Raw genomic sequence first — 24,489 nt, 5'->3', positions numbered from 1 at the left:
GCCGGCCGGGGATCGTCGTTTGTCGTCAGCTTACTTGGAGGCGCCGCCGCACTTGCCGGTCTTCACGTTGAAGTTGCCGCAGGTCATCGGAGCGCGCCAATCGGAGATCAGGTCCTTGGAGCCTTCGAGGTAGTCCGACCACTCGTCGCCGACCACCTGGGCGGTCTGCTGCACGATGGAGAACTGGCCGTCGGCCTTGATCTCGCCGATCAGGACCGGCTTGGTGATGTGATGGTTCGGCATCATGGCCGAGTATCCGCCCGAGAGGTTCGGGACGGTGACGCCGACCAGCGCGTCGATCACCGCAGAGGTGTCGGTGGTGCCGGCTTTCTCGACGGCCTTGACCCACATGTTGAAGCCGATGACGTGCGCCTCCATCGGGTCGTTGGTCACGCGCTTCGGGTTCTTGGTGTAGGCCTTCCACTGGTCGATGAAGGTCTTGTTGACCGGCACGTCCACGGACTGGAAGTAGTTCCAAGCGGCGAGATGGCCGACCAGCGGCTTGGTGTCGATGCCGGCGAGTTCTTCCTCGCCGACCGAGAACGCCACGACCGGGATGTCGGTCGCCTTCACGCCCTGGTTGCCGAGCTCCTTGTAGAACGGCACGTTGGCGTCGCCGTTGATGGTCGACACCACGGCGGTCTTCTTGCCGGCCGAGCCGAACTTCTTGATGTCGGCGACAATCGTCTGCCAGTCGGAGTGACCGAACGGCGTGTAGTTGATCATGATGTCCTCGGACTTCACGCCCTTGGACTTCAGGTAGGCCTCGAGGATCTTGTTGGTCGTGCGCGGGTAGACGTAGTCGGTGCCGGCCAGCACCCAGCGCTGGACCTTTTCGTTCTCGGCCAGGTAGTCGACGGCCGGGATTGCCTGCTGGTTCGGAGCGGCGCCGGTGTAGAAGATGTTCTTGGACGACTCTTCACCCTCGTACTGCACCGGGTAGAACAGGATGCCGTTGTTCTCCTCGAACACCGGCAGCACGGACTTGCGCGACACCGAGGTCCAGCAGCCGAACGTGGCCGCGACCTTGTCCTTGAGCAGCAGCTCCTTAGCCTTCTCGGCGAAGAGCGGCCAGTTGGAAGCCGGGTCGACCACCACGGCCTCGAGCTTCTTGCCGAGGAGACCGCCCTTCTTGTTCTGCTCGTCGATGAGCATGAGCATGACGTCCTTCAGCGTGGTCTCGCTGATCGCCATGGTGCCCGAGAGCGAATGCAGGATGCCGACCTTGATGGTCTGGGCCTGGGCGCCGGCCGAGGCGAGCGTCACCCCGGCGGCGACGGCCGCGGCGGCTACGAAAGACTTGAAACGAAGCGACATGGGTAGAGCCCCCTCCTAAACGCGGGTTCATGGACCGGAAAGGAAGGTTCGCAAGCGCCGTGCCAGCAGATGACGATAATCGCCGGAGCGGCGGATTCGCATAAAATGCGAGCCAAAGGGGGGCTAGGACCAAGCTTGGACGACGCTGGAGCCGATTTGGCCGACCCGTCGCAGGATCTTGCGTCCACAACGGTTCCGCACGCGGAGCGCGCAGGATGCGGATTCGGTTTACGCGTCTGCCTTTGTTTTAGGCGCCAGCCGCCGTTGCCTGAAACGAAGGCGGCACGAGGCCGCGGTCGCCCGTCCAGGTCTTCACGCCCGCATGCGCGAGCTTGGTGTTGGTGAGCGTGCGCTCGGCGTGAAGCATGCGATGCGACAGGAGGCGGCCCGCCAGGCGGGCGCTCTCGCTCGCATAGGCAGGACTGTCTGCGAGATTGTTGAACTCGCCCGGATCGTCGTCGAGATCAAATAGGAGCGGCGGCAGCGCGGTGAAATGCACGTATTTCCAGCGCCGCTCGCGAATGACGTCGAGCGTGCACTGGTCGGGCGTGAGCCCGAGCGCGGCTTCCAGGCCGCCGCCGCCCAGGGTGCGGAAGTCGAACTCCCAAAATGCGTAGTCGCGCCAGCGCTCGGGCGTTTCGCCGCGCAGCCAGGGGCCGAGCGACACGCCGTTCATTTCAGCCGGAGGCGCCAGGCCCACCCACTCGAGGATCGTGGGGGCGAGGTCCACCGACTCGGTGAAGGCGTCCACCACGCGTCCCCTGTGCTCCGCCGGCATGCCGGGCGCCCGGACGATCAGCGGGACGTGATTGGAGGCGTCGTGGAAGCCGCCCTTTCCCCAGCACCAGTGGTCGCCGAGCAATTCGCCGTGGTCGGACGTGAACACGACGAGCGTTTCGTCCCACTCTCCGGTCCGCTTCAGGTGGTCGACGACGCGGCCCAGATTGGCGTCCACCTCGGCCAGGAGACCGAGATAAACGGCGCGGATGTCCTGGATTTCGGCGGCGCTCGATTCCTGCGTGTTGACCTGGGTCTTCAGGTAGTCGGCCGTGTTCTGCTCGTGCAGCCATGCGTCCAGGAACGGGTGCGCGGCGCGTTCCTGCTCGATGGTTTCGCGGCGACGCGGCAAGGCGATCGCATCGGCCGGCACGAGGCGGTTGTAGGGTTCGGGCGCGATAAAGGGCGGGTGCGGGCGGTACCAGACGAGGTGCACGAACCAGTCCTCGTCCCGGCGCAGGCGCCAGAAATCGAGCAGCTTGTCGGTCAGCCAGGCGGTGTCGGAATCCTCGGCCCGGTACAAGGCGGCCTCGCGCGAGAACTGCTTCATCACCTTGGTGGAGCCGACATGCCGGTAGATGTTGCGCAGGCGCTTGGGAACGTCGTAGCCGCGCTTGGCGAGATCCGTGAGCCAGGGCTCCAGGCTCGCCTCGTTCAGCGCGGCCTCCAGCCGAAGGCCGGGCAGCACGCCCTCGAAGCTGCGGGTGCGGGGATCGCCCGGCACGGTGGCGCGCGGATCGATGGCCGAGTCCGTGTAGCCGAACAGCACCGGATCGTAGCCGGCCCGGCGCGCTTCCATGAAGACGTTCCCGTGCCGCGCGTCCAGCGGGGTGGCGTTGCGGACCGAGCGATGCACGAAAGGATAAAGCCCCGTCAGCAGCGTGGCGCGGGCGGGGCCGCAAGGGGCCGCGCAAGTGTAATGACGCGTGAAGGTCACGCCCTCGGCCGCGAGCGCCTTCAGGTTGGGACACAGGTCGAAATCCGGCGCGAGCACGAGCGCGTCCGCCCGCTGCTGGTCGGTGGTGATGAACAGCACCTTGCGGCGGGGCTTGGCGGGCTCAGCCATCGCGCGTGCGTCAGGTCTTGCGCCGCCAGGGCGCGAACCAGCCGAGGCCCTCCACGGTGCCGGCGCGCGGCCGGTACTCGCAGCCGACGAAGCCCGCATAGCCCAGCCGGTCCAGCTCCTCGAACACGAAGGGGTAGTTCAGCTCCTCGCCGGCGGGCTCGTGGCGGCTCGGCACGCTCGCGATCTGCACGTGCCCGGTGATCGGCTGCATCGCCCTAAATGCCATCGTGACGTCGCCATGGAGGATCTGGCGATGGTAGAAATCGAACTGCAGCTTCAGGTTGGGGCGGCCCGCCTGCTTGATGATGGCGGCGGCGCGATCGAAGCTGTTCATGAAATAGCCCGGCATGTCGCGGCCATTGATGGGCTCGAGCAGCACGTCGGCGCCGAGCTGGCCGATCTGCTCGCAGGCGAGCGCCAGATTGGCCGAAAAGCAGCCCTGGGCGGCGGAATCGTTGGGGTCGGCCATGCCGCTCATCAGGTGGACGCGGCGGACGCCGGTGGCCTCCACGTAGGCGGCCGCAACCTGCAACTTGTCCCGGAATTCGGCTTCGCGGCCGGGCAGCGCCGCGATGCCGCGTTCGCCGGCCTGCCAGTCGCCGGGCCAGAGGTTGAACAACGCCTGCGTGAGCCCGTTTTCGCGCAAGCGCTGCTCGATCGCTTCGGGCGGATGCTCGTAGGGGAACAGGAATTCAACGGCCGAAAAGCCAGCGTCCGAGGCGGCCGCGAAGCGGTCCAGGAACTCCCACTCGGTGAACATCATGGACAGATTGGCGGCGAAGCGCGGCATCTGCGGTCTCCCCTCCTTGGCCGCCTTGTCGGCGGCTCGCCGTCCGCACCCGCAGCGGCTCCCTTGAGCCAAGCCCGGCGCGGCCGGCGTGTCCAGCCCCGGGCGCGCAAGCCTGCCGCGCGCCCGGCAGGGTCGTCATTTGCCGGGGTCGGCCGTGAGACCCACCGCGGCCGCACCCGCCAGCGCGGCGGCCTCGTCGTTGTCGGCGTTGTCGCCCGAGATGCCGACCGCGCCGACCACGGCGCCGGAGGCGTCGCGCAGCAGGACGCCGCCCGGCACCGGCACGAGCGCGCCGACGACGCCGTGCATCGACTCGATGAAATGCGGACGCTCCTGCGCCATGCGGTGCAGCGCGCGCGAGCCGACGCCGAGCGCGATCGCCCCCGAGGCCTTGCCGCGCGCGATGTCGCCGCGCTTCAGGCTGGTCCCGTCCTCGGCGCCGAAAGCGCGGAGCGCCCCACGCGCGTCGAGCACCGCGACGGCGAGCGGCTGCATGGTTTTCTCGCGGCCATGCGCGAGGGCGGCGGACACGAGGGCCTGGGCGGCCGCGAGGGTGAGTTCGGTCATGATGGGACGTTCCGGAAAGCCGCGAGACGGCGGCCATGCGGCACCATAGGGCGCCGCGCGCCAGCGGGGGAGAGGCACAATTGCGCTCTCCCGAACCGGGCGGCGTTGCCGCCGCGGTCGGATCCGGCTTAGCTTCCCGCCATGACCAGCATCGTGCCGTCCATCCGCCTTCCCGTCACGCTCGGCTCGCGCGCCATCGAGCGCCTGGAGCAGCTCCGCGCCTTCACGGACGTGCCGGGCCAGATCCACCGCCTGTATCTGTCCCCATCCCACCGGCATGCCGCGGATGCTGTGGCGGAGATGATGCGCGCGGCCGGATGCGACAGCGTCAACGTCGACGCGCTCGGCACCGTGGTGGGGCGCTACGAGGGCGCGACGCCGGGATTGCCGGCGTTGCTGATCGGCTCGCACATCGACACCGTGAAGGACGCTGGCGCGTTTGACGGCACGCTGGGCGTGGTTGCGGCGATCGGGGTGATCGAGGAACTCGCGAATGCCGGCGAGCGTCTGCCCTTCGCCGTGGAAGCGCTCGCGTTCGGGGACGAGGAGAATGTCCGGTTTCCGAGCAACCTGTCCTCCTCCCGCGCGCTGGCCGGGACCTTCGACCCCGCCACGCTGGATGGCCGGGACGAGGACGGGATCAGCCTGCGCGACGCGCTTGTCGGGTTTGGCGGCGACCCTGACGGCATTGCGGCGTTGCGGCGCGATCGTGCGGCGGTGCTGGCCTATGTGGAGGTTCATATCGAGCAGGGGCCGGTGCTGGAAGCGCGCGACTTGGCGGTCGGCGTGGTCACGGCCATCAACGGCGCGAGCCGCCGGCGTATGACGGTTTCGGGCATGGCCGGGCATGCCGGCACGGTGCCGATGACGCTGCGGCAGGACGCGCTGGCGGCTGCGGCCGAGATGGCGCTCGCGATCGAACGGCTCGGCGCGGGCCAGCCGGACACGGTCGCAACCGTGGGCCGCTTCACGGTGGAGCCCAACGCCGTCAATGTCATTCCGGGGCGGGTGCTGTTCACGCTGGACGCCCGCAGCCCGGACGACGTGATCCGCACCGCGCTGGTGGCGGCCGTGGAGCGCGAATGCCGCGCCATCGCGCAACGGCGCGGCGTGACGCTCACGATCGAACCTTTCTATGACGCGCCCGCCGCGCCCTGCGACCCGGCGATCCGGGCCGGCCTCGCAGCCGCGGTGGCGGGCCGGCAGATCCCCGTGCTGGAGCTGCCCTCGGGCGCCGGGCACGACGCAATGGCGATGGCGTCGCTGTGCCCGGTGGGCATGCTGTTCGTGCGGTGCAAGGGCGGAATCAGTCATAATCCGGCCGAGTCGATGACGGAGGCGGACGCGGACGCCGCGATCGCGACGCTGCTGGATTTCGTGCGCGGCTTTCGCGCCTGAGAGGGCGGCGCAAGCTGCACCGCGCCGGCGCGGGGGTGTCTTAACCACGCCGGAACTTCCCCATCCTGGGGGCATTGAATGGGCTCTTCCCAAACAGGCTGCCGCTCGGCAGCCCATAACGCCTGCATGCAGGAGTGGAGGATTCCCATGGCAAACGACGATCGATATCGCGACCCGGACCGTCAGCGCTGGACCGAGGACCGCTATGGCGGCTCGGAGAACCGCTACGGCGGGTCGGAGAACCGCTACGGCTCGGGCAGCCGGACATCCGGGTCGGAAAACCGCTATGGCGGCGACCGCAGCCGTGGCGGTCAGTTCGGGGGCGGCTCGAGCGCGTCCGGTTCGCGCGGCGGCTCCGACTATGGCCGAAATCAGACCTGGGAGCGGGCCGGCGACTGGGGCCGCGACGAGCGTGGCCGCGACAGCTGGAGCAACGATTATTCGCGCGGCGACGAATGGGGCGGCTCGCGCGGCGGCGACCGTGAGCGTGGATCGTTCAGCGGCTCCGGCGGCATGGGCGGCGGGTCCGGATTCGGATCGCGCTCGCGTTTCGACGAGCCGGTGGCGCCCGAATACGGGCCGAGCCGCGGCGCAGCATCCTACTCGGCCGGCGGTGAAGACCGCTACGGCTATGGCTCGTCGGGCCGCTCCGCCGGCTATGGCCGAGGCGACACGAGCGACTATGGCCGCGGCGGCGACTTCGGGCGTTCGTCGGGCTCCAACTGGGGCGCTGGTTCCTACAGCCAGGGCTCGGACCGCGATCGCTACGGCCGCGGATCGCAGGGCTACGGTTCGCAGGATCGCGGCTATGGCCGCGACGACGACCGCGGCTTCTTTGAGCGCGCCAGCGACGAGGTGGCCTCGTGGTTCGGCGATGACGACGCCGAGCGCCGCCGGCGGCAGGATGCCCAGCGCGAAGCCCAGCACCGTGGCCGTGGCCCCAAGGGCTATGCCCGCTCGGACGACCGCATCCGCGAGGACGTGAACGACCGCCTAACGGACGACCCGCACATCGACGCCAGCGACATCGACGTCAATGTCCAGAACGGCGAAGTGACGCTGAGTGGCTCGGTGGAGGAACGCTTCGCCAAGCGCCACGCCGAGGACATCGCCGAGACGGTCTCGGGCGTGACCCACGTGCAAAATAATATCCGGGTGAAGCAGCGCTCTGGCTATGGCTCCGGATCCACGTCCACGGACTCCAACCAGAGCCTCTATGGATCGGGCGCAGCGGCGGCCAGGGCTGGCTCCTCCGGGTCCGGGTCTGGCTCGACGAGTTCATCCTCCGCCGGAACACATACCGGCTCGCAGAACCCCGGCGCGGTGAGCTATGGCGACACGGCCGGCTCCTCGACCCCCGGGGCGACCGGCACGGGCGCGGATGCGACCGGGTCGAGCACAACGGGCTTGAGCGGGTCGTCCATGGCCAGCGCCGGGTCCAGCCGCAAGATCGGCGGGGCCTGAGCCACGACGCCATGGCGGGGATTACCCGCCATGGCTCCCTCAGAAACAACAATCGCCAAACGAAAACCCCGCCGGACTCGCGTCCGGCGGGGTTCCTGATTCAGTCTCTCGGTTCAGCGGCAGGTGCGGACGCGGCGCACGCCCCAGGGGCCACGCTGCACGCGAGTCACGCAGCGGCGGAAGGGAGCCGGGCGGGCGAAGCGCGGGCCGGGGCCGCCACGCCAGACGCAGTTGCGGCCGCGCGGACCACACACCCAGCGCACGTCGTTCAGCAGCCCGCCGCCCTGGACGGACGAGTCCACGGCCGCCGGCGCGGCCGGAGCCGCCTGAGCGCTCGACATGCCAAGACCCGCAAACGTGATGGCGGTCGCGAACGCGGCGGCGGCAAGTTTCGAAATCATGTTTGGCCTCCAGTGATGGGACGGGGTGAACCGCTGGACGGCGGTTCTGTTCCCCGCTGCGCCCGTCGGACGCAGCCGCACACCCGCGGAGGAGCGGCGAGGCGGCGTCAGCCCACGAGTGACGCCCGGAGGCTTTCGGCCTGCTCGCGCAGCACCGGCAACGCGGTCTCGACGAGGCGCTCGGCCGAGATCCGGCCGGCCTGCGCGCTGGCGTTCACGGCCGCCAGAACCTGCCCCGCCGCGTTGCGGACCGGCGTGGCGACCGAACGCAATCCCACCTCGAGTTCCTGGTCCACCAGCGCGTAACCGTCCCGGCGGACCTGTTCGAGGATCGCCATCAGGGCGTCGATATCGGTTTCGGTGTGGGGGGTCAGCCGGCGCAGGTCGGACTGGGCCAGGATGCGCCTCGCCGTTTCGGGCGGCTCGGCCGCCAGCAGCACCCGCCCCATGGACGTGCAATACGCCGGAAGGCGACTTCCGACCGCCAGCCCCACTGACATGATCCGCTTGGTGGCGGCGCGCGCCACATAGACGATCTCGGGGCCGTCCAGCGTGCAGGCCGAGCAGCTTTCATGCGTGCGCTCGCTCACAGCCTCCAGCGCCGGCTGCAGCACGCGCGTGAGCGGCGTGGACGCCAGATAGGCGTAGCCGAGCGACAGGATGCGGGGCGTGAGCCGAAACTGCTTGCCGTCGCTCGCCACGTAGCCGAGCGCCTGCAGGGTGAGGAGCGACCGTCGAACGGTTGCGCGCGGGAGTGAGGTGGCCTTGGCGACGTCCGCCAACGTCAGGCTTCCGCGGCCGATGTCGAAGGCGCGGATCACCGACAGCCCACGCGCCAGCGCGCCCACATAGGATGGATCGTCTTCGCTGATCGGGGCCGGTCCCGACTCCATCCTCAGCCTCCTCGAGCGTCGCGACATGCGCCGGGCGCCGCCTCGTCCGGATCGAAACCGAAGCGGCGCGCCTTGACGGGCCGGTTTCGCCGGACCTAAAATGTTCGCAATACGAATGTATGTTCGTAATGCGAACACGTCAAGCCGACACCACGGCGAGGAGACACCCCGGATGGCGCGCTTCATGACGCTGCGTGACGCAGTGGCCGAGTGCATTCGCGACGGCGACAGAGTCGCGATGGAAGGGTTCACCCATTTGATCCCGCACGCGGCTGGGCACGAGGTGATCCGCCAGGGCCGCAAGGGCCTGACCCTCTACCGCATGACCCCTGACATCATCTACGACCAGCTCATCGGCATGGGTTGCGCCGAGAAGCTGGTCTTCTCATGGGGCGGCAATCCGGGCGTGGGCTCGCTGCACCGGCTGCGCGACGCGGTGGAGAACGGCTGGCCGCACAAGCTCGCCATCGAGGAGCATTCGCATGCCGCGATGGCGAACGCCTACGAGGCCGGCGCGTCCAACCTGCCCTTCGCGATGTTCCGCGGCTATCTGGGCGTCGATTTGCCGAAGGTGAACCCCAATATCAAGCGCGTCACGTGCCCGTTCACCGGTGAGGAGCTGGCCGCCGTGCCGGCGATCCGGCCGGATGTCGGCGTGATCCACGCGCTGCGGGCTGACCGTGAGGGCAACGTGCTGCTGGAGGGCATCACGGGGGTCCAGAAAGAGACCGTGCTGGCCTCCCGGCGCTCGATCGTCACCGTCGAGGAGTTGGTGGACGACTTCGGCCCGCTCAACCGCAACGCCGTGGTTCTGCCGAGCTGGACCGTGACCGCCATCGCGGTCGTGCCGGGTGGCGCGCATCCGTCCTATGCGCAGGGCTACTACAAGCGCGACAACGCCTTCTACATCGCGTGGGACAAGATTTCCCGCGACCGGGATGGATTCCTGGCCTGGATCAAGGACAACGTTCTCGCGAAGGGGCCTGATGCCTTTGCGGCCCATGGCCGCAAGGTCGCGTGAGGGGACCATCATGACCAACCACACCCCCACCGAGATGATGACCATCGCGGCCGCCCGCGCGCTGAAGAACGACGACGTGTGTTTTGTCGGCATCGGCGCGCCCTCGGCTGCCTGCAACCTCGCGCGGCTGACCCACGCCCCGCAGATCACGCTTATCTACGAGAGCGGCACGCTGGCGACGCGTCCCAACGTGCTGCCGCTCTCCATTGGAGACGGCGAGCTCTGTGACACGGCGCTCACCACCGTGTCGGTGCCGGAGATGTTCCGCTACTGGCTGCAGGGCGGACGCATCACGGTCGGCTTCCTGGGCGGCGCCCAGATCGACCGCTTCGCCAACCTGAACACCACCGTGGTGGGCCCCTATGACGCCCCCCAGGTGAGGCTGCCGGGCGGCGGCGGCGCTCCCGAGATCGCGACGAACTGCGGCGAGATCTTCATCACAATGGCGCAATCGCCGCGCTCCTTCGTAGGCGAACTGGAGTTCATCACCTCCATGGGGCATGGACGCACGGGCCGCGAACGCCGCGCCATGGGGGTCAAGACCAAGGGGCCAAGCCGGTTGATGACGGACCTGTGTGTCTTCGAGCCCGACGACGACACCAAGGAAATGACCGTGGTGTCCATCCACCCCGGCGTCACGCGTGAGAAGATCGCCGAGAACACCGGGTGGCCGGTGCGCTATGCTTCAAACGTCGGCGAGACCCCGCCCCCGACCGCGCAGGAGCTCGAAGTACTGCGCGACATCCAGGCCCGCACCAAGAAGGCGCATGGAGGATCGAGATGAACCGCGACGTCTTTCTGTGCGACGCCGTTCGCACGCCCATCGGCCGCTACGGCGGCGGTCTGGCGAAAGTACGGACCGATGATCTGGCGGCGACGCCCCTTCGCGCCCTGATGGAGCGGAACAAGGAAGCCGACTGGGGTCAGGTGGACGAAGTGTTTCTTGGCTGCGCCAACCAGGCCGGCGAGGACAACCGCAACGTCGCCCGCATGGCGGCGCTGCTTGCGGGCCTGCCGCAGGAGGTTCCGGGCACGACGCTGAACCGGCTCTGCGCCTCCGGGCTCGACGCCGTGGGATCGGCCGCTCGCGCCATCCGGGCCGGCGAGATGGAGTTCGCCATCGCGGGCGGAGTCGAGAGCATGACCCGCGCGCCCTTCGTGATGGGCAAGTCCGACCAGGCTTTCGGCCGAACCGCCGAGATCTTCGATACAACCATCGGCTGGCGCTTCGTCAACAACGCCATGAAGGCGAAATACGGCACGGATTCGATGCCCCAGACGGGCGAAAACGTCGCGCAGGACTTTCAGGTCTCGCGCGAAGACCAGGACGCCTTCGCGCTACGCAGCCAGCAGCGCGCCGCCCGGTCCAAGGCGTTCTTCGCCGAAGAGATCGTCGCCGTCGAGACGCCCGGCGGCAAGGCCGGGCCGATCACGGTCGACACGGACGAGCATCCGCGCGAAACGACCGCCGACGCGCTCGCCAAGCTGAAGCCCATCGTCCGCCTCGACGGCACCGTGACGGCCGGCAACGCATCCGGGGTCAACGACGGGGCGTGCGCGATGCTGCTCGCCTCCACGGAGGCGGTCCGCAAGCACGGCCTGCACCCGCGCGTCCGCGTTCTCGGCATGGCGACCGCCGGCGTTGCGCCGCGCATCATGGGCGTCGGGCCGGTCCCGGCCGTGCAGAAACTCTGCGAGCGGCTGGGCTTCAAAGTGTCGGACTTCGACGCCGTGGAGCTCAACGAGGCTTTTGCGAGCCAGTCCCTCGCGGTGCTGCGCGGGCTTGGCTTGCCGGACGCCGCCGACCACGTGAACCCCAATGGCGGCGCCATCGCGCTCGGCCACCCGCTCGGCATGTCCGGCGCGCGGCTGGCCATGACGCTGGCGCATCATCTCGACAAGACCGGCGGCAAGCTCGGCCTCGCGACACTCTGCGTCGGCGTGGGCCAAGGCGTGGCGCTCGCCGTGGAACGCATCTGACCTTGAGCTCCCCCGGCTGAGCGAACTCCAAGCCGAACAACAGCCAGGAGGACCGACATGGGCCTGATCTACCCGCGGGAGAGCGCGCTGGCGCATCCCTCCAATTCATTCGAGGGCTATCGCAGCACCGCCAAGCGCCATCCCAAGCGCCCGCTCGTGATCCTGCCGCACACGCTTTCGGAAGTGACCGGGCCAGTCTACGGCCACGAAATCGTGCGGCCGGAAGACGCCGACCTGACGCTGCAGCACGCCGGAGAGCCGCTGGGCGAGCGGATCATCGTGTCCGGCCGCGTGCTGGACGAGGATGGCCGGCCCGTCCCCAACACGCTGCTGGAAGTCTGGCAGGCCAACGCGGCCGGGCGGTACGTGCATGTCGCCGACCAGCACCCGGCGCCGCTCGACCCCAACTTCACCGGCGCAGGCCGGGTCGTGACGGATGACGAGGGCCGCTACCGCTTCGTCACCATCAGGCCGGGCGCTTACCCCTGGCGTAACCACCACAACGCCTGGCGGCCGGCGCATATCCACTTTTCGCTGTTTGGCCCGTCCTACCTGTCGCGTCTCGTGACGCAGATGTATTTCCCGGGCGACCCTCTCTTCCCGTTCGACCCGATCTTCAACTCGGTGACGGACGAGCGGGCGCGCAACCGCATGGTGTCGCGGTTCGATCTCGACACCACGCAGCCCGAATGGGCGCTGGGCTTCGTGTTCGACATCGTGCTGCGCGGCCGCAACGCCACCCCCATGGAGGAGCCGCACGATGACTGACGGCATTACCCCGTCGCAGACGGTCGGCCCCTATTTCGCTTATTGCCTGACGCCGAAGGACTACGACACGCGCGAGATCTTCTCGGCGGACCTCACCACCCCGGCTATCGGCGGCGACCGCATCCGCGTGGTCGGGCAAGTGCTGGACGGCGACGGCGTCGGCATCGGCGACGCCATGATCGAGATCTGGCAAGCCGACCCGGAGGGCCGCTACGCCCACCCGGCCGACGACCGCGCGCGGGGCAATTCCGGTTTCGCCGGCTTCGGCCGAGCGCCCACCACCCCCGACGGCATGTACGCGTTCACGACCGTGAAGCCGGGCCAGGTTCCCGGCCCGAACGGCAAGCCGCAGGCGCCTCACATCGCCGTCACGGTGTTCGCGCGCGGCATGCTGAAGCACCTCTATACACGCATCTATTTCGAGGATGAGTCCGCAAACGCGGCCGACCCAATCCTGGCGCTGGTTCCCGACGAGGAGGCGCGCCGGACGCTGATCGCCCGGCGGCTGGCGGGGGAAGCCGAGCCGACCTACCGGTTCGACATTCGCCTGCAGGGCGAGGGCGAAACGGTGTTTTTCGAGGCCTAAGCGGGCGCAGAGAGGGCGTCGAGACAAATCCAGCGTCGGCGATGCTCGGCCGCCCTCCTCGCGCGCTCCGCCCGGAGAGGGTTCCGGATGCGTCGCACTCGCGTGACGCCGCAGATGTGAGATGGTGGAAGCTGTTTGTCCGGAACACGATCGCGATGACCTTCTCAGCGCTTGACTCCGCCCTCACGGGGCCGCTCTTCGCCACCGAGCGAATGCGGGCGATCTTTTCGGACGAGGCGCGGGTCGCCGCGATGCTGCGGGCCGAGGCCGCGCTGGCGCGGGCCGAGGCGCGTTTTGGCCTCGCGCCGGAGGCTTTGGCGGCCGCCATCGAGGCGATCGAACCGGGCAGCCTCGACCTGCGGCAACTGGGTGTCGACACCGCATTGGCGGGCGTCCCGACGATACCGTTCGTGAAGGCCGTGCAGAAGCGGCTGCCGCCTGAGTTGGAAAGCGCCTTTCACAAGGGCTCCACTACGCAAGACATCGTCGACACCGCCCTGGCGTTGCAGATGCGCGACGCGCTCGAGGCTTTGCGTCGTGACCTCGCACCCACCCTGGCGGGATTGTCCGCCCTGGCGCGGCGGCACCGGACGACGCTGTGCGTGGGCCGCACCTATGGGCAGCACGCCGCGCCGGTGAGCTTCGGCTTCAAGGCGGCGGGCTGGCTGGCTGGCCTCGCGGACGTTGGCGGGCGGCTGCCCGACATCCGCACGCGGACTTTGCTGGCCTCGCTCAGCGGGCCGGTCGGCACGCTGGCGGGATTGCGCGAGCACGGGCCGGCCGTGCAGGACGCGTTCGCGGCCGAGCTGAGCCTTGGGGCTCCGCCACTGGCGTGGCACACGCGGCGGAGCGCCGTCGTGGAGGTCGGGATCTGGCTCGCCATGCTGATCGGCGCCCTGGGCAAAATGGCCACGGACGTGGCCAGCCTCGCCTCCACGGAGATCGGCGAAGTCGCCGAACCTTACACGCCCGGGCGCGGCGGCTCCTCGGCCATGCCGCACAAGCGCAATCCGGTCTCCTCGACGGTGATGCTCGCGGCAGCCGGCGCGGCGCCGGGGCTCGCTTCCACGTTGCTCACCGCCATGACGGGCGCGCACGAACGGCCCGCTGGAGCCTGGCACGCCGAATGGCACGCGCTGCCACAATTGTTTGGGCTCGCCTCCGGGGCGCTCGCGGAAGCGCGGCGGCTCGCCGAGGGACTCGAGATCGACGCCGATCGCATGCGCCGCAACGTCGACCTCACGCAGGGACTCCTGTTCGCCGATGCGGCGGCGTCCGCGCTGACGCCGGCGCTCGGGCGCGCAGCGGCGCACCACCTCGTCGAGGAGGCCGCAGGCGCCGTCCGGACGTCCGGGCGATCGCTGCGGGACGTGATCGACAGCCTTCCCGACCTGCCCGCCAGCTTCGACCGCGCGGCGCTCGCCAGGGCGTTCGATCCGGCGCCGTCCATAAACGCGGCCGCGCGCTTCGTGGATCGCGCCGTCGCGGCCGCGCAACCCGTCCAGGACGCGCTGGCGTCTTAACCCCAAACCGCGATCGGGAAACCGATCGGCTCATTCAATCGGGACTACCGCCATGCCGCTGATCGACGTCAACGGGACCACCCTGTTTTTTGATGAGACCGGCCCGCGCGAGGCACCGCCGGTGGTGTTCTCCAACTCGCTCGGAACCACGCTGGAGATGTGGGAGGCGCAGGCCCGCGCCTTTGCGGGGCGCTACCGCGTGATCCGCTACGACACGCGCGGGCACGGGCGCTCGCCCGCCTCCGACGCGCCCGCAACCATCGACACGCTCTGCGACGACCTGGCCGGGCTCCTCGACGCGCTCGGGATCGCGGCCGCGCACGTGGTCGGGCTGTCGCTCGGCGGCATGACGGCGCAGAATCTCGCGATCCGGCATCCCGCCAAGGTCAGGAGCCTGGTGCTGATGGCCACCGCGCCCGCCTTGCCGCCGCCCGAGACCTGGGAGACGCGCGCGCAGGCCGTGCTGCGCGACGGCATGGCGGCGATCGCCGGCCCGCTGCTCGGCCGCTGGTTCACGCCCGCCTTCGCGGAGCGCGACCCGGCCCGGCTCGCCTTTTTTACCAAAATGGTGCTCGGCGTCGACGCCAAGGGCTATGCGGCCTGCTGCCGGGCCATCCGGGACATGGACCTGCGGCCGGGGCTCGGCTCCATTACGGCGCCGACGCTCGTGATCGCGGGGGCTGACGATCCGGTGACGACGCCCGCCATGGGGCAGGAGCTCGCGGCCGCCATTCCGGGCGCGCGCCTGGAGATCGTGGCCGACGCCGCGCACCTGCTCGCCGCCGAACAGCCTGGCGACGTCAACGCGCTGCTGGGCGAGTTCCTCGCCGCGCAGGCAGGGTCGCCCTCCGTCCATGCGGATGCGGCGTTCCAGCGCGGCCTTTCGAACCGCAAGGCCGTGCTGGGGGTCGACCACGTGCAACGCTCGCTTGCGGGCGCGGGCCCGTTCGCGGCGCCATGGCAGGACTTCATCACCCGCACGGCCTGGGGCGAGGTTTGGGGGGACCCGACTCTGCCGTGGAAGACGCGCTCTTGCGTGACGCTCGCCATGATGGTGGCGCTGCACCGCGAGGAGGAGTTCAAGCTGCATGTCCGCCCGGCGCTCAAGAACGGCGTCTCGCTGGAGGAGCTGCGCTCGCTGTTGCTGCAGACCGCCATCTATGCGGGCGTGCCGGCCGCCAATGCGGCGTTCCGGTGGGTCAAGGACGTGCTCGGGCCGGAGATCGACGCCGTGGAGCCGTGGCGGGCCGAACTCTGAGCCGCCGCCTTTCTACCTGAGCCGGCTTTGCCGCAGCACGCCGCTCTGCTCCAGCAGTGGGTAGGCGGAGGCCGCAATATGGGCCTCGATGCGCTTCAGGTCGCGCACAATGTCGAGCTGGATCGCGCTGGTCTCTATGGAGGCCGTGTCGCCGTCGCGCACGCGCTCGAAGTGGCGCTCGGTCGCGATGCGCTCCAACTCGCGGAACTGCTCCTTTTCGGCGACGAGCCGGCGCGCCGCGTTCACGTCGCCGCCCATGAACACCGCGATGGCGAGCTGCATGTGGTCGATCAGGCGCTGGTGCATGGAGTCGATCTCGGCCAGACCCTCGCCCGAGAGCTTGAGCCGGTTCTTGATGCATTTGGCCCCAAGTTCCTTGAGGTTCTTGTCGACGATGTCGCCGATGTGCTCGAGGTTGATCGTGAAGCCGAGGATCTCGGCCAGGCGGCGCGTCTCGACTTCGCTGGACGCCTCGCGGCTGATCGCCGTGAGATAGCGCTCGATCTCGCCATGGAGGCGGTCGACGATGTCGTCCAGCCGGCCGATCTCGGCTACCCGCTTGCGGTCGAGGCTGTGGATCAGGTCCTGCGAGCCGCGCAACATGGCCTCGACCACGTCTGCCATGCGCAAGGACTCGCGCGCCGCATTGGAGAGCGCGACGCTGGGTGTCTCCAGCGCGGTGGCGTCGAGATACTGCGGCGCGCCCGGGTCATTGGCCTTGATCGTCTGCGGCAGCAACCGCGTCAGCAGCCTCGAGAACGGTCCGAGCAACGGCATGGCGGCGAGCGCCAGCACGACGTTGAACGCCATGTGAAACAGCGCCGCCATCCGGGCCGGAGAGGGATCCAGCACGGCGAGCCAGGACGCGATCTCGGGCAGCAGCGGCAGCGCGATCAAGCAGCCGATCGCGCGGTTGATGAGGTTGCCGAGCGGCAGCCGCAGACGCCGCGGATCTCCGCCCGAGCCTTCCATCAGCGGGTTGAGCGCGCTGCCCAGGTTTGCGCCGAGCACCATCGCGAGCGCGGCCGTGGGCGACAGCACCCCCACGGTGGCGAGGGACATCACGAACAGCACGATGGCGACGCTGGAATGCGCCGCCCAGGTGATAATGGCGGCGAGCGCAAGATTCAGAACCGGCTCCCGCGTCAGGGCCTGGAGCAGGTCGCGCATCGCGGGCGCGCTCTCGATCGGACGGATCGCCTCGGTGAGGAGGTGCAGTGACAGCAGCATCAGGCCGAGCCCGATCGCGACGCGGCCGAGGTCGCGCGTCTTGGTGCGTCCACCCTTTCTGAACGCCACGACGCCGCCGAAGATCAGCACCGGGTAGACGAGGCTGATATCGAACGAAAACGCTTGAACGATCAACGTGGTGCCGACATTGGCGCCCAACATCAGCGCCATGGCGGGCGCCAGTGCGACGACGCCTTCTGCCGTGAACGAGGTCGCCATCAAGGCCGTGGCGGTGCTGCTCTGCAGAACCGCCGTGACGCCCACGCCGGCCATGAACGCGCTGGCGCGCGACCTTAGGCCCGCGCCGAGCGCGCGACGCAGTTCGCTGCCGAACGCCCGCATGACGCCGCTATGCACCATGTGGATGCCCCACAGGAGCAGCGCGATATCGCCAAAGAGATGGATGATGACCTGCGTGGCGGACATCGGGGGGCCTCGCACGGGGTTGGCGGAAACAGCGTTACATTATGACGCTCGACGGAATGAATATACCGGAAACACCATGACGGCGCCTCAACGGCAGGCCGGACGGGCGGTTCCCTTGTGCAGATCGGTCGCCGCTGATGGTCAAGGCGCTCTCTGGCACTCCACCGACGACGCGGCGCCCTTGGCTGAGGCGGCGATCTGGCCGACGCTCATCGGCTCGGGCGCGCCCGCCCCGGCCGGCACGCTTACGCCATGGCCCGACAGGAACTTTGCGACGGCGGCTCCGCCGACCGTCGGCCAGCTCGCAGCCGGAGCCACGCCGGCCACCAGCCTGGGCTCGGGGGCTGAGCCCAGGACCAGCCCGGCAAGGCGACCCTGCCGATCAAACAGCGCCGTTCCGGCCGCGCCCTTCTGAATGGGCGCAAAGACCCGCAGGGCATCGCTTCCCTGCGGCGCCCGCGCTTCGGCGGGGGCGGTCGTGAGCTGGATTTCGGGCACCGCCGCGAAGCCGACCGCGACCAGCGCGGCGCCGTCACCCGGCAGGGCGGACACAAAGGCGAGCCCGGCAGGCCGCAGACCTGACGCGTCCAGCAACGTCAGGCCGGTCGCCACGTCATTGGCCGCGATCCTGGCCGGCTTGCGGTCGACCGTCACGGCGGAGCAGCCGGCCAGCACGGCCGTTGTCACCGCTTTGCCGAGGGCAACCGCCCAGGCGGTACCGGCCAGGGTGGGTCCGGCGGGAACTGGCGCCGCGGCCGGCGGACTCGCCGGCGGCGCCTTCGCGGCCGGAAGGCCGGGTTGGACTGCCGCGACGGCGGGCGTCGGGGCCGGAAACGCCTCGAAGCTGTTCGCGATGGCGATCACCATGCGGTCGAGATCGGGAGCCGAGGCCGGATAAGTGAACGTGAAGCCGCGCAGGCCGCCGGGGCCGGCCGAAAGGCGCGTGTAGGTCTTGCGCCCGTCGAACTCGGCCGCGACCACGAACCAATCGGGCCGCAGCACCTTGTAGGTGACGCGCCGGCCAGCCCCATCAGCCTTGTATCGGTCAAACAGCGCCGGCAGATCGGCGTCGCCGCCAGCCTGACTGGTTAACTCGAGCAGGGTTCCGTTCGTGGCCGTGTAGCGCATCCCGCCCGGCACGGGCGCAGGCGGCTTGTCGAACAGCCGCTGCGGCACGCCGACGCGCACGCCGCTGCGCGGCTCCGTCACCCGCACGAACGCCACGGCCTGCTTCGCCCTGGCGGCCGCCGCCTCCAAGGCGGCGCGGTCTCGAGCCTGCAAAATGCCATCCGCCGGCGCGTTCTGGCGCTTCTGAAAGGCGAGCACGCCCCTGTGGGTCAGCGGGCCGTATCCGCCGGTTCCCGCGCCCGAGAAGTCTCCCGTCCAGATGAGCGCCTCCTGGATGGCTTTGCGCTCGCTTTCCGGCAATCCGTCGAAATGGGCGCGCGCGGCCTCAAAGATCGGATCGACCTTGGCGGCGGGCGCGGTTTGGGCCGATGCGCCGCCGGCATCCGACGCAGCCGCGAGGCACGTCGCGACCGCCACGGCGATGATCGTCCGCGTCACGGCGTTGAACCGGCTGACCATGCGTTAATCTCCTTGGCGCGTCGGCTTGAGCTCGGCGAGCGTGCGTTCACTCTCGCGCAGCGCCGCCCTTGCGTCGAGAGCGCTGCGCCAACCGTGCTTCTGCCGACATCCGCCCGTCAACGAGGCGCCATCGCGCACATTGCGGCCCGATCACGGAATGCTACGGTTGCGGTTCGCCGACCGGAGATCAAACCCATGCGCGTCGTTCTGAAAGCCCTGGCTCTGGTTATGGCGATGTTCGGCATGCTAGCGGCCGCACAGTCGCAGACGCCGGCCAAGAGCTTCAACCGGGAGGACTTGGCGAGCGACGGCGTGCGGCTGGAGGAACAGCTGCGAAAGGACGCCGGCGCGGCCGCACAGGGCAAGCAGACGGATGCGCTGCGCCGCGAGGCGGTCGGGCTGGTCGGGCGCGGAGACGCCCGGCGGGCCCTTGGGCTCGTTGGGCAGGCGATCGCGCTCGACGGGCGTGACTTCGCCAGCTGGCTCGCTTTCGCGCGGACGGCCCTCGCGGTGGCCCCCAAGGACGCCACCGAGCGCTGGCGCCTTCAGGAGCGCGCGACGCTGGCCGCCTATGCGGCCTACCAACGCGCCGCCACGCGGGCGGACGAAGCTTCGGCCCTGGCAGTGCTCGGCGAAGCCTTCGCGCTGCGCGAGATCTGGCGCCCGGCGCTGGACGCCTATCGGACCAGCCTCCAGCTCGCCGATAACGCGCGCGTGCGGCCGATCTACGAGGACCTGCGCGAGAAGCACGGCTTCCGAGTGCTGGACTACAAGGTTGACAGCGATTCCTCGGCGCCCCGCGTGTGCTTCCAGTTCTCGGACCCGCTGGCGCGCGGCAAGGTCGATTTCACACCCTTCGTGGCTGTTTCGGGCAGCGCCAACGCGGCCGTGACGGCTGAGGACCAGCAACTGTGCGTGGACGGGCTGAAGCACGGCGAGCGCTACGCCTTCGTGCTGCGCCAAGGTCTGCCGTCCAATGTCGGCGAAAGCCTGCTCAAGGGCATGGACTACGAAGTTTATGTTCGCGACCGCTCCGCCCAGGTGCGCTTCACGGGCAAGAACTACGTGCTGCCGCGCGTCGGCCAGGAAGGTATCCCGGTCGTTTCGGTGAACACCGCGAAGGTCGAGGTCGCTATCGCGCGCGTGGGCGACCGCAATCTCCTGCCCACGGTGCGGTCCGAGGACTTCATGTCCCAGGTCGGCGGCTACAAGGCCAAGCAGCTGGCCGAGGAGCAGGGCGTCAAGATCTGGTCGGGAACGCTCGACACAAAGCAGGACCTGAACCGCGACGTCGTCACGGCCTTTCCGGTGATGGAGGCGGTCGGCAAGCTCGAACCCGGCGTCTACATCATGACGGCGCGCCCGGGTGGAGAACGCTCGGCCTCGGCGTCGGACGATGACGACTATGGCATGCGGGCCACGCAGTGGTTCGTGGTGTCCGACCTCGGCCTCACCGCCATGGCGGGCGACGACGGGGTGCACGTGCTGGTCCGCTCGCTTGCGAGCGCCGAGCCGCTCGCTAGCGTCGAGCTGCGGCTGATCGCGCGCAACAATGAGGTGCTGGCGACCAAATCGACGGATGCGGCCGGCTATGTGCGGTTCGATCCCGGCCTCGCGCGCGGGACCGGCGGCCTCGCGCCCGGCCTCGTCACGGCCGACCTCAAAGGCGACTACGGCTTCCTGGATCTCGGCCAGGCGGCCTTTGACCTGTCGGACCGCGGCGTGAAAGGCCGCGTCGCCCCAAAGGCGCTCGACGCCATGTTGTACACGGAGCGCGGCGTCTACCGGTCGGGCGAGACCGTGAACGTCACCGCCCTCCTGCGTGACCTCAAGGGCGTCGCCATCACGAGCTTGCCTCTCACCCTCGTGGCCAAGCGGCCGGACGGCGTGGAGTATCGGCGCGCCGTGGTGGAGGATCAGGGCCTCGGCGGCCGGGCCTTCTCGTTGCCGCTGCTGCCCGGCGCGGCCCGGGGCGCCTGGCGCGTGCAGGCCTATGCGGACCCGAAGGCCCCGGCGCTCGGCGAGGTCAGCTTCCTGGTCGAGGATTACGTGCCCGAGCGGCTCGAGCTCGACCTGAAGCCGAAACAACCCAGCCTGCGGGCCGGTGAGCCCGCCCAGATCGACCTTTCGGCCCGCTACCTCTATGGCGCGCCCGGCTCCGGGCTGGACGTCAGCGGCGAGTTCGCCATCCAGCCGCTAGAGGGCGCGCCGCTGCCGGGTCTCGACGGCTATGTGGTGGGCCTTCAGGACGAGGCGTTCGAGACCGTCACGGGCTCACTTGAAGAAAGCGCCAGCACGGACGCGCAGGGCCACGCCGCCGTCGTGATGACGCTGCCGGACCCGGCCGCGCCCCGCCCTGTCCAGGCCAGGATCACGCTGCGGGTCGGCGAAACGGGCGGACGCGCGATCGAGCGGTCGGTCACGATCCCGATCCGGCCGAAAGGCCCGGTTGCGGCGGTGAAGAAGCTGTTCGGCGATCTCGCCGAGGGCGCGCCTGCGACCTTCGACGTCGTCTATGCGGGCCCGGACGGCCAGAAGCTGGCGCGCAAGGCTCTGCCGTGGACGTTGCAGAAGGTCGAGCGCCGCTACCAATGGTTCAACCAGGACGGGCGCTGGACCTTCGAGACCATCAAGTCTGCCCGACGCATCTCGGACGGCGCCATCGACGTGGCGGCCGATGCGCCGGCACGCCTCTCGATCCCGGTGCAGTGGGGCACCTACCGGCTCGACCTACGGACGGGCGGCGAAGGCGGCGACACCAGCGTGACCTTCACGGTCGGCTGGTCGGGCGACGCCACGGCCGAAACGCCCGACATGCTCGAGGTGTCGCTCGACAAGCCGTCCTACCGGGCCGGCGAAACGATGAACCTCAAACTCGCGCCCCGCTTTGCCGGCAAGGCCACGGTGGCGATCGTGGGCGACACGGTGCACGACCTGCAGGTCGTGGACGTGAAGCCCGGCGAGAACAGCATCTCGATTCCCGTGAAGGCCGATTGGGGCGCGGGCGCCTATGTGGTGGCGCTGGCGCACCGGCCGCTCGACACGGCCGCCAAGCGGCTGCCCGGGCGGGCGCTCGGGGTCGCGTGGTTCGCGCTCGACAAGGACGCGCGCTCGATCGGCGTGTCGCTCGGCGCGCCCGAGAAGATGCGGCCGCGGCAGTCCATGAAGATCCCGATCCGCCTCGCGGGCCTGCAGGCCGGCGAGGACGCCTTCGTGACGGTCGCGGCCGTGGATGTCGGCATCCTGAACCTGACCCGTTTCGAGGCTCCCAAGCCCTACGACTTCTTCTTCGGCCAGCGCCAACTCGCGACCGAGATCCGCGACCTCTACGGATTCCTGATCGACGGCATGCAGGGCACGCGCGGCGCCATTCGGTCCGGCGGCGACGCGGCTGCGCTGTCGGGCGACGCCAACCCGCCCGCGCAGGAGCCGGTGTCGCGCTATTCGGGCGTCGTGAAGGTCGGCCCGGACGGGACCGCGAAGGTTTCGTTCGAGATCCCGGGCTTTAACGGAACCGTGCGGGTGACAGCCGTGGGATGGAGCAAAGGCCGCGTCGGCGCGGCCACGCAGGACGTGATCGTGCGCGATCCCGTGGTGGCGACCGGCACGCTGCCGCGCTTCCTGAACCTCGGCGACCAGTCCCGCTTTTTCATGCAGATCGACAATGTCGAGGGTCCGGCGGGCGATTACGCGGTGGACCTCGACGTGCGCGGGCCCCTCGTGATCCCGGCCGCGTCGACGCGCTCCACCGTGCGGCTCGAGGCCAACGGCAAGGCCAGCGTCACGATCCCGGTCACGGCCGCGGGCGTTGGCATGACGGGCGTCGACCTGCGGCTGACCGGGCCCGGCGTCGACGCGACACAGAGCTTCGCGCTGCGCGTCCAGCCCGGCTCCTCGACGGTGTATCGGCGCATGGTGCGCGCACTGCCGCCCGGGTCGAGCATCACGGCGTCCAGCGATCTCGTGGCCGACTTCGTGCCCGGCACGGCCTCGGTTTCGATGGCGGTGTCGCCGGCCGGCGCGATCGACGTTCCGGCGCTGCTGCACGCGCTGGACCGCTACCCCTATGGCTGCTCGGAGCAGACCGTGAGCCGCGCCATGCCGCTGCTCTACGTCAACAAGCTCGCGCGCACGGAGGCGCTAGCGCTCGACGACAAGGTCGACGACCGCATCCGCGACGCGATCGACCGGGTGCTGTCGCGCCAGGACTCCAATGGCGCGTTCGGCCTATGGACCGTCGGCGGCTCGGATGACGCCTGGCTCGACGCCTATGTGACGGACTTCCTCACGCGGGCGCGCGAGCGCGGCTTCGCGGTGCCGCAGCGGGCGCTCGACAGCGCGCTCGACCGCCTGCGCAACACGGTCGCGAACGCCACCGAGGTGCAGGAGGGCAAGGGGCAGGAGCTCGCCTATGCGATCTACGTGCTGGCGCGCAACGGGCGGCCCGTGATGGGCGACCTGCGGTACCTCGCGGATACGAAGCTGAACGCTTTCGGGTCGGCGCTCTCGCGCGCCCAGGTGGCGGCCGCGCTGGCGTTGCTGGGCGACCGCGGCCGGGCGCAGACCGCCTTCGCGTCGGCGCTCGACAAGATCCGGGCCGTGAAGGACGACCGCTTCTCGCGGCCGGACTACGGCTCGCGCCTGCGCGACGGCGCGGGCGTGCTGGCGCTGGCGGCGGAAGCCAACCAGGGCCGGGACTTGCTGCAGCGCGCGAGCGTGGTGGTCGAGGAAGCGCGCAACGGCGTTTCCTACACGAGCACGCAGGAGAACGCCTGGATGGTGCTGGCCGCCGAAGGGCTCTCGTCCCAGGCGGAGGCGCTGAGGCTGACCGTTGATGGCGCGCCGCAGTCCGGGGCCCTGTTCCGCAGCTGGAAGGGCGACGCGCTGGAAGGGCGCCCCGTGACGGTGGCCAACGCCGGGCAGGTCGCCTCACAGGTCGTGCTGACCTTGTCGGGCGTGCCCACCACGCCGGAGCCGGCCGCCAGCCAGGGCTACGCGGTGGAGCGCTCCTACTACAAGCTCGACGGGACCAAGGTGGAGCCCACCACGATCCGGCAGAACGATCGTTTGGTCGTGGTGCTGAAAGTGACGGAGCCGGAGGCGAAATACGCGCGCCTGCTACTCGTCGATATGCTGCCGGCCGGGCTGGAGATCGACAATCCCAAGCTGATGGACGCCGACGCCCTGCAGGGCCTGCCCTGGCTGAAACGCGAGATCGAGCCCGTCGCGGCCGAATATCGCGACGACCGCTTCGTGGCGGCGCTGGACCGCGAACCCGGGCAGTCGGCCTTCTTCACGCTGGCCTATATGGTGCGCGCCGTGTCGCCCGGGCGCTACGTGCACCCGCCCGCCACCGTAGAGGACATGTACCGCCCCGACCGCTTCGGCCGCACCGCCTATGGGTCGGTCGAGGTGACGCCGGCGCGGTGACGGGGGG

18 protein-coding genes are annotated in these 24,489 nt (G+C 69.5%); 10 read left to right on the top strand and 8 right to left on the bottom strand.

All coding sequences use genetic code 11. The features are described from left to right. Nucleotides 1-30 precede the first annotated feature (30 nt). The 4 genes from urtA to IEV99_RS00440 form a co-directional block, all read right to left on the bottom strand. Entirely contained in the window at nucleotides 31-1,317 is a 1,287-nt protein-coding gene (gene urtA / locus IEV99_RS00455) for an urea ABC transporter substrate-binding protein (protein WP_188515775.1), read from the bottom strand. A 247-nt stretch (nucleotides 1,318-1,564) separates the two neighbouring features. Then, the gene (locus IEV99_RS00450) at nucleotides 1,565-3,160 is read right to left on the bottom strand and encodes an alkaline phosphatase family protein (RefSeq protein ID WP_188515774.1); all 1,596 of its coding nucleotides are present in this window, start codon (nucleotides 3,158-3,160) and stop codon (nucleotides 1,565-1,567) included. A 10-nt stretch (nucleotides 3,161-3,170) separates the two neighbouring features. Continuing rightward, nucleotides 3,171-3,950 carry a 2-oxo-tetronate isomerase gene (otnI, locus tag IEV99_RS00445; protein WP_188515773.1) on the bottom strand — a complete coding sequence of 260 codons (780 nt, stop codon included), beginning with the start codon at nucleotides 3,948-3,950 and terminating at the stop codon, nucleotides 3,171-3,173. A gap of 135 nt (nucleotides 3,951-4,085) precedes the next feature. Continuing rightward, complete coding sequence (locus IEV99_RS00440; RefSeq protein ID WP_188515772.1) at nucleotides 4,086-4,517, bottom strand: GlcG/HbpS family heme-binding protein; 432 nt, start codon at nucleotides 4,515-4,517, stop codon at nucleotides 4,086-4,088. Between the two features lie 141 nt (nucleotides 4,518-4,658). On the opposite strand from IEV99_RS00440, the gene IEV99_RS00435 reads away from it, so the two are divergent. Together IEV99_RS00435 and IEV99_RS23935 are read left to right on the top strand one after the other, a co-directional pair. Further along, a complete protein-coding gene (locus IEV99_RS00435; RefSeq protein ID WP_188515771.1) occupies nucleotides 4,659-5,915 on the top strand; it encodes an allantoate amidohydrolase in 1,257 nt (418 codons plus the stop codon). A 147-nt stretch (nucleotides 5,916-6,062) separates the two neighbouring features. Further along, on the top strand, nucleotides 6,063-7,379 hold the full coding sequence (locus tag IEV99_RS23935; RefSeq protein ID WP_371875753.1) for a BON domain-containing protein: 1,317 nt from the start codon (nucleotides 6,063-6,065) through the stop codon (nucleotides 7,377-7,379). 113 nt (nucleotides 7,380-7,492) lie between these two features. Here the strand turns inward: IEV99_RS23935 and IEV99_RS00425 are convergent, their stop codons facing one another. Together IEV99_RS00425 and IEV99_RS00420 are read right to left on the bottom strand one after the other, a co-directional pair. Continuing rightward, on the bottom strand, nucleotides 7,493-7,780 hold the full coding sequence (locus tag IEV99_RS00425) for a hypothetical protein (RefSeq protein WP_188515770.1): 288 nt from the start codon (nucleotides 7,778-7,780) through the stop codon (nucleotides 7,493-7,495). Nucleotides 7,781-7,887: 107 nt separating this feature from the next. Next, entirely contained in the window at nucleotides 7,888-8,673 is a 786-nt protein-coding gene (locus IEV99_RS00420) for an IclR family transcriptional regulator domain-containing protein (RefSeq protein ID WP_188515769.1), read from the bottom strand. 172 nt (nucleotides 8,674-8,845) lie between these two features. Between IEV99_RS00420 and IEV99_RS00415 the strand changes: the two genes are divergently transcribed. The 7 genes from IEV99_RS00415 to pcaDC all read left to right on the top strand — a co-directional run bounded on the left by IEV99_RS00415 (nucleotide 8,846) and on the right by pcaDC (nucleotide 15,809). Next, nucleotides 8,846-9,694 carry a CoA transferase subunit A gene (locus IEV99_RS00415; protein ID WP_188515768.1) on the top strand — a complete coding sequence of 283 codons (849 nt, stop codon included), beginning with the start codon at nucleotides 8,846-8,848 and terminating at the stop codon, nucleotides 9,692-9,694. Between the two features lie 10 nt (nucleotides 9,695-9,704). Next, a complete protein-coding gene (locus tag IEV99_RS00410; RefSeq protein ID WP_188515767.1) occupies nucleotides 9,705-10,478 on the top strand; it encodes a CoA-transferase subunit beta in 774 nt (257 codons plus the stop codon). Continuing rightward, the gene (gene pcaF, locus IEV99_RS00405) at nucleotides 10,475-11,674 is read left to right on the top strand and encodes a 3-oxoadipyl-CoA thiolase (protein WP_188515766.1); all 1,200 of its coding nucleotides are present in this window, start codon (nucleotides 10,475-10,477) and stop codon (nucleotides 11,672-11,674) included. The genes IEV99_RS00410 and pcaF overlap by 4 nt, the downstream gene beginning before the upstream one ends. A 57-nt stretch (nucleotides 11,675-11,731) precedes the next feature. After that, nucleotides 11,732-12,442 (top strand): protocatechuate 3,4-dioxygenase subunit beta, encoded by a 711-nt coding sequence (pcaH, locus tag IEV99_RS00400; RefSeq protein ID WP_188515765.1) that lies wholly within the window; start codon nucleotides 11,732-11,734, stop codon nucleotides 12,440-12,442. Further along, nucleotides 12,435-13,028, top strand: coding sequence for a protocatechuate 3,4-dioxygenase subunit alpha (gene pcaG, locus IEV99_RS00395; RefSeq protein WP_188515764.1), 594 nt, complete (start codon nucleotides 12,435-12,437; stop codon nucleotides 13,026-13,028). Before pcaH ends, pcaG begins: the two co-directional genes overlap by 8 nt. 155 nt (nucleotides 13,029-13,183) lie before the next feature. Then, entirely contained in the window at nucleotides 13,184-14,551 is a 1,368-nt protein-coding gene (locus IEV99_RS00390; protein ID WP_188515763.1) for a class-II fumarase/aspartase family protein, read from the top strand. 52 nt (nucleotides 14,552-14,603) lie between these two features. Then, a complete protein-coding gene (gene pcaDC, locus IEV99_RS00385) occupies nucleotides 14,604-15,809 on the top strand; it encodes a bifunctional 3-oxoadipate enol-lactonase/4-carboxymuconolactone decarboxylase PcaDC (RefSeq protein ID WP_188515762.1) in 1,206 nt (401 codons plus the stop codon). A 12-nt stretch (nucleotides 15,810-15,821) separates the two neighbouring features. On the opposite strand, the gene IEV99_RS00380 is transcribed toward pcaDC, so the two are convergent. Both IEV99_RS00380 and IEV99_RS00375 read right to left on the bottom strand, forming a co-directional pair. Further along, entirely contained in the window at nucleotides 15,822-17,465 is a 1,644-nt protein-coding gene (locus IEV99_RS00380) for a Na/Pi cotransporter family protein (RefSeq protein WP_188515761.1), read from the bottom strand. A gap of 141 nt (nucleotides 17,466-17,606) precedes the next feature. Continuing rightward, nucleotides 17,607-19,052: a peptidoglycan-binding protein gene (locus IEV99_RS00375; protein ID WP_188515760.1), complete on the bottom strand. Its 1,446-nt coding sequence runs from the start codon at nucleotides 19,050-19,052 to the stop codon at nucleotides 17,607-17,609. Between the two features lie 228 nt (nucleotides 19,053-19,280). On the opposite strand from IEV99_RS00375, the gene IEV99_RS00370 reads away from it, so the two are divergent. Then, a complete protein-coding gene (locus IEV99_RS00370; RefSeq protein ID WP_188517582.1) occupies nucleotides 19,281-24,482 on the top strand; it encodes an alpha-2-macroglobulin family protein in 5,202 nt (1,733 codons plus the stop codon). The last annotated feature ends 7 nt before the right edge of the window (nucleotides 24,483-24,489 follow it).

This window comes from Alsobacter metallidurans (assembly GCF_014636935.1).
In the GTDB taxonomy this organism is placed as follows: Bacteria; Pseudomonadota; Alphaproteobacteria; order Rhizobiales; family Beijerinckiaceae; genus Alsobacter; species Alsobacter metallidurans.
Note: the sequence above shows the minus strand (reverse complement) of the source record. Positions and strands in the feature narration are given on the sequence as shown.